Genomic DNA, 5,888 nt, shown 5'->3' on the forward strand with positions numbered 1-5,888 from the left:
AGATGTGTATAAGAGACAGAAAAACCAGTTCGTAAGTATTCGAAATAAAAGGCCCACCATCACTATTTACAATGAGTTAATGTGCAGAATATGTTAAGCACGATGAAATACCTGACCCCGGTTTTCTGACCGAAAATTGGTTTCGCCGCTGACTGCGCAGAAGAACGTTCTAATGTGCTGACCCTCACTCTTAAAAAATATGGCGTCAGGTCTTTCATCCTGTAAATATGCAAATTTCAAAACCCTAACCCACATTATTTCTTCTTATCTTGTCTGCGCAGAAATAGGACGCAGAAATAGGACAGCCATAATATAAACAGAAATAGGACAGCCATGATTTTAATAATTTTAAAATCCAATAATAAGTGATTCACTATAAAAAACATAAATCACCATCAGCATTAACTATCCCTGAATCGAAGTGATGCAGACATTACTATTGGGGGTGAATTCAGTTTTTGAATAAAAACTAACGGATAGGATTCTGGTTGGCACAGGCTGAACCAGCACTACACGGTAACGGAATGCGGTTTAATCAATCAGGCTTATAAGAAACAGGTTTTACAATGGTGCCGATGAATACAAGCGACGACAAGCAAGAATACCCTGAAACCACTGCTGTCCTTGCTTTTCAGCGAAGGCTTTCATTGCGGCCAATTTACCAACCGCACGTCTGAAACGATTATTCCAGCCTATGGTTTTTAACCACTCTTCTTCATCTATGCCCAGTCGGGTCAGAATGGGAGGCGTATCAGCGGGTATGGCTCCCCGTTTGCCAGCTTTGAGTATTCTTCCGCTCCAGTCCACTAACTCAAAGTAGTATTGACGGCTGAACGGAATAGACTCACCGGGGTTTTGTCCAGGGCATTGCAGGGGTTTGAGCAATAGGCCGGTTTTTTTATCAGTCAGATTATTATCCAGAAGCGTTATTCGTTGCTGGATGGAGGTGTAGTCAGAGGTTTCCGGTGTATCGGCCATCTTTGCTCTTATGGGATTAAGGTCCACATAAGCCATGCAGGTGAGAATAGCTGCTTCATCCAGTAAGGCCTGGCTTTTGAAACGACCTTCCCAGAACCGGCCTTTGCAGCCATCTTCCTGATTGGCTTCACGGGCCAGATGTTCGTTAAGGCAGCGCATAAACCAGCTGATGTCTTGCAAACGCTCCCGGTACAGTTGCGCATATTCATCGACCCGACATTGCTCTGCATCATCCAGTTTCTCACCGGCAAGATAACGCTGAACCAGCATTGGCCCATTAAATAATTGCGTCCAGCGTTTGAGCACCTCAGGATCACACCACTGCTTCGCTGCAGTGGTGTTGATGTGCAGCACAGCATGGTAATGATTGGACATGATGGCATAGGCACAGACTTCAATCGCGAAGATATTCACCAATAACTGGAGGCGATCGATCACCCACTGCCGGCGATGTTCGTAGTTATTTCCCGAAAGATGATCCTGACCGCAAAGCCACGCCCTGCGGACACAGCGAGCGACGCAATGATAGTAGCGTGTACTTGCAGTATCGATAAGGTTTCGCCGTGGGCTGGTCATGGGTTCTCCTGTAGGGAATGAAATGGGCACAGGAGAAAAATAGTGCAGTTGTTCCTGGTGTCAAGTTTGTGGGTGTCCTATTTATGGCTATTTATGGGGTATGGGGGTGTCCTATTTATGTTTCCTTTTCAGAGTGGGTGTCCTATTTATGTTGTCCTATTTATGTTGATGCTTTTCAGAGTGGGTGTCCTATTTATGTTCTCTATTTATGTTCTATTTATGTTGCTTACGCCGGGTAAAGTCCACGTATTGCGAACCGTTGTGGTAGGTAAAGGTGGCAGAACTATGATCAATGGCTGTGATCCTGATGAACTGACTGGTTAAGCCATCCGGCGTAGTGACTTTGTAGACCTCACCGATTTCAGGAATAGCCAGTTCTTCACGCTGATAGCCGACCACTGAACGCTGACCTTCAAGCTGATCAGTAAAGAATGATTTTTGGTTTGGATTCTGTGGGGGGAGGAACTTTTTTAAGAAGGAGTAGTCCTACCTGATTATTCAGTAATTCAGTAATTCAGTAATTCGATGGCCAATTGTCAATCCAGCTCGCCTATTGCACACAGGACTTGTTTTAATTTAGGCACAGAGAGTCGTAGCCGTTCTCCTGTCTATTTAAGTGTGCCTGTCGGACAAGCAAGCGCGGTACCTGTTTTAAAACGAGCAAGTACAGTCAGTACAAATAGTGATAAGGCGATAGATTTATCAACAAGAAATACACAGCCGGTATGTTTAAAAGTCGGGTGTTTTTTACAAAAAAAAGAAAATAAGGATTTATGTACAAATCATTATTACAAGGCAGCTCACAATGCAGCTCAAGCCAAATACGCCAAAACTCCTGCTGCCAAGGCAGTTCACAAGGCAGCTCAAGCCAAATACGACAAAACTTCTGCTGCCAAGGCAGCTCACAAGGCAGCTAAAGCCAAATACGACAAAACTCCTGCTGCCAAGGCAGCTAAAGCCAAATACGCCAAAACTCCTGCTGCCAAGGCAGCTAAAGCCATCGAAAATGCACAAAGATATGCTTATAACAAAGAGCTAGCTCAATCAGGCAGTGAAACCTTAGCAAATCAAAAAGGAGATGCAGCGGCTAATATAAAAAGAAAAAAACTTGAAGCTCAAAAAAATCAAAATGCCTATCAAATCGCCCCCCCCCCGCTTTTGAAACGACAAACTGAAGAAATATTTACAATCCCGATCGAGCCAATCTCATCCTGACTGAATAGTAAGTAATCGAAGGGTAAGAAAATATTGGTCGCTGTCCTCTGGATAAGCGAACGGCAAGACTTGTTTAGCCTCAACAGGAATGCCATTAGACCTGTCGAAAATAACGGAGAACTGTCGCCCGTCCGGGAGTGTCAGGCTCATTGTCTTATTGGCTGCTTTCGATAGGGCAAACAGAGCTTTTACCGTCAACCGGGAAACCCAACCGGCCTCGCTGCCGCCAGATAAAACTATTGGCCTGCCATTAGTGACTTGTCCTTCCTGAACCAGCAAAGCCCCGGTAAGGCTACGCTCAACAGTCTGTTCAACAGGGTTCCACTCAAATTCATTAATCCAGAGCAGGTCGTCCGGGAGGGTAATGGTATCCAGCAGCATTTTTATAGCCTCTTATTGTCAGCAACTTAAATCGTTTTTCCATCATCTAATTCAACGTCGCTGTCAGTTTCAATCCACACCCTAGCTCCGCACGACAGCGGTTTTTCAGCAGAATAAATAACGGTTGCTGGCCCGTTTATTTTGACTTCGTGACAGTAGTGATTTTCTTTATCGAAATAAAGGACGAAATAAAGCGAAATAAAGGAAATAAAGGACATCCATAAATCTATCCATTGTTTAAGTATGGATATTTTAGTGGGTGTCCTTTTCTTGCGGTCCTTTTCTTGCGGTCGCGGCTTTGCCGGGCAAGTGTGTATCGTTTGTCACAGTTCTTTGCCAGCAAGCCACCTGATCGCCTGATAAGCCAGGAGTTAAATGGATAGCATTTTAACGACAAGCTTCCCGGCAAAGAGCGCTCTTTAGCTGTGGTCAGGTTTTGGCTTTCCTGTCAGTCTCCCTCATTACCGTCTGGACAAAGGTGGCAAGCTGGTCTTGCGGGAATGCCATTCGAATGTTTCCGGGCAGCAATACTTCGATGTCGGCATTGGGGGAGCGATGATAGCGAACGATTTGAGCCGCGTCTTGTGTCTCATCGTCGATGGCCAGCATGGCCTGTAATTCTGCTGCGTTTATCGACTGTGAGTTCATTTCCGATGGTGGTTGTGGCGTTCTTTTGACCAGAACCCAGCTACTATGATCACTGTCCTGATTGCTACCGCCAACGGCGACTACTGTCGGCAGGGTTGAGGTATTAACAGCCGATAAAGCAATGACTTCAGCCGACGACGAACCGGGCGGAGTATTCTGGTCAACCGGCTCCGGTGGCTGGGTGGGTACCGGTTGTGGGCCGTGGCGAAGGCGCTGAATTCGCTGGTGAATGGCGGCTTGTGCGGAACGGGTCTGTTGAGCAAACCGGTTCCAGGCCCAGCGGCCCAGTTCGCGGCCTCGTTTACCCTGTCGGTAACCCTGTGCCAGCGTATACACCGTGTAACCGATGGGCACGGCAACCAAGGCGCAACCCAGGGTAAGGCCAACAATATTGCCTGGGCTTATGGGCGCACCTGCGGGCGGGAGTGTCGTGCCCGTTACAGGCACTGTGGTTGTTGGTGGCAGGGTAGCATTATGAGTCGCAGGTGTGGTTGGCCGGGGAACAGTATGAGCTGCAGGCATTGTGGTTGGCTGGCTTGCATTGGGATTGCACTGGAGTGATGTCATCAAGCGGGAGTAATCAGGTTCGAGAAAAACGGGATCAATCTCGGCGCAATCCTGATTATAAATCTGTGTGTTGCCAGCCACCGTAAGGGAACTGTTACAGATTTTTGTGCCGGTTATTGTCGTTCTCCTATTTACACCGATATCGATATTAATACCGAATTGATATTGAGCCACTGCATTTGGTTGTAAGATCGATTCTACCCTGCAAGAGATGATTTGGTTATCCGTCAATATGTCATTCTCACTAAAACCCGAAAAAATACCAGCGCTAGTAGAATCAGTCGTACCTTGTAACTTGAAAATGCAGTTGATGATCTTGTTATTCTGCACACGACTCGACAATGATGATCCAGTCAGAACCCCTGCCCTATTTTCAGTCAGATACCCTGCCCTACTTTGGAGAGGAAAGTCCATTTTTATTAATGAATTTATGATTGTGTTTTCACTTATACTGTTGTTGCGGCCCCCTCCAACGATGAAGCCAGCGACTTTATACGTACCTGTAAAATCAAACGTACAATTATCAATTATATTGCCTCTAAATTCCCCATCTAAAGACACCGCCGACAGGTACCCTGAATGCCCGGAATTACTACTATCTTGGAATTGAGTTTGTTCCACGCGATTAAACCTGATGCTGGCTTTTTCTGATTCGCAGGAGATAATTCCGTATGCACTGTTATAAACTCTAGTATGATATTTGCCAAGGCGAATATTTATCATCTCTATAACGCCCCCACGGTCCCCTTTACCCACTTGGTCGAACAAGCAATCAGTGGGCCCGGTAATGGTGTGGCATCCACCATCGTAGTGACCGATAAAGGGAGTGCGCTTGCTGCATACCGGCGAAATATCCACTGCGGTAAAACTGGCCATCTGCTGGTAATTAGCATATGACGGGTAGTCAGGATCATTGCATATACGTGAAAAATCCTTGGTGTTAAAAATGTTAATGGTTGGCACACTGGCAGCAGCAACCCCTGCACATGCACTCAGGGTCACAACCCAGGCAGCGCACCAGCCAAGGTAGCTCCCTTCACTAAACACAGAGGTCACCACCCGCGCGGTCAGACTCACCGCGGCAGAGATTTTTTCACAACCGATTAAAGCCTGCGCCGTTCCAGTATTTGTGGCTTCGGCATCGATTGGCGGTTTCCCGTTTTTTCGATCTGGAGATTCCAGTACGTACGAAGGGTTTATGGATTCAATAAAGGATTGAACAAACACCCTGGCAACTGAGAAACGGCCGAGCGCCCCCCCCCCCCTTCTCAGTGGTTCCGCCCCTCGCCGGCTGAGTGGCTTGCGGATAATGGCGGCTAACATAAGGTACACTTGTACTATCAGTATTCATGACAATTACTCTCGGGAGCTGTACTTAAATAACTCGACTTTAGAGTTCTCAAAGCACAAAAGTTCAACAATTAATTCATAATCAGCTAAATAGCAACCATCTCTAATCACCAAATATGAGACGGTTGCTATGCTCACTTCAGATCATCGAGTAATCCTCCGGGAGCTCGCTT

Annotated in this window: 5 protein-coding genes; 1 reads left to right on the plus strand and 4 read right to left on the minus strand. The window is 46.5% G+C overall.

What is annotated here, in order from left to right; all coding sequences use genetic code 11:
- Positions 1–561: 561 nt before the first annotated feature.
- A complete protein-coding gene (locus tag RM811_RS05135; RefSeq protein WP_402521450.1) occupies positions 562–1,554 on the minus strand; it encodes a transposase in 993 nt (330 codons plus the stop codon).
- A gap of 213 nt (positions 1,555–1,767) precedes the next feature.
- Positions 1,768–1,953: a hypothetical protein gene (locus RM811_RS05140; RefSeq protein ID WP_402521452.1), complete on the minus strand. Its 186-nt coding sequence runs from the start codon at positions 1,951–1,953 to the stop codon at positions 1,768–1,770.
- Between the two features lie 126 nt (positions 1,954–2,079).
- On the opposite strand from RM811_RS05140, the gene RM811_RS05145 reads away from it, so the two are divergent.
- Complete coding sequence (locus tag RM811_RS05145) at positions 2,080–2,769, plus strand: hypothetical protein (RefSeq protein ID WP_402521454.1); 690 nt, start codon at positions 2,080–2,082, stop codon at positions 2,767–2,769.
- On the opposite strand, the gene RM811_RS05150 is transcribed toward RM811_RS05145, so the two are convergent.
- Positions 2,761–3,150, minus strand: a complete 390-nt coding sequence (locus RM811_RS05150; protein ID WP_402521456.1) for a hypothetical protein — start codon at positions 3,148–3,150, stop codon at positions 2,761–2,763. The two genes, RM811_RS05145 and RM811_RS05150, sit on opposite strands and share 9 nt — an antisense overlap.
- A gap of 429 nt (positions 3,151–3,579) precedes the next feature.
- Positions 3,580–5,697 (minus strand): hypothetical protein, encoded by a 2,118-nt coding sequence (locus RM811_RS05155; protein WP_402521457.1) that lies wholly within the window; start codon positions 5,695–5,697, stop codon positions 3,580–3,582.
- Between the last annotated feature and the right edge of the window lie 191 nt (positions 5,698–5,888).

The sequence above is a fragment of the Endozoicomonas sp. genome (genome assembly GCF_031844845.1).
In the GTDB taxonomy this organism is placed as follows: Bacteria; Pseudomonadota; Gammaproteobacteria; order Pseudomonadales; family Endozoicomonadaceae; genus Endozoicomonas.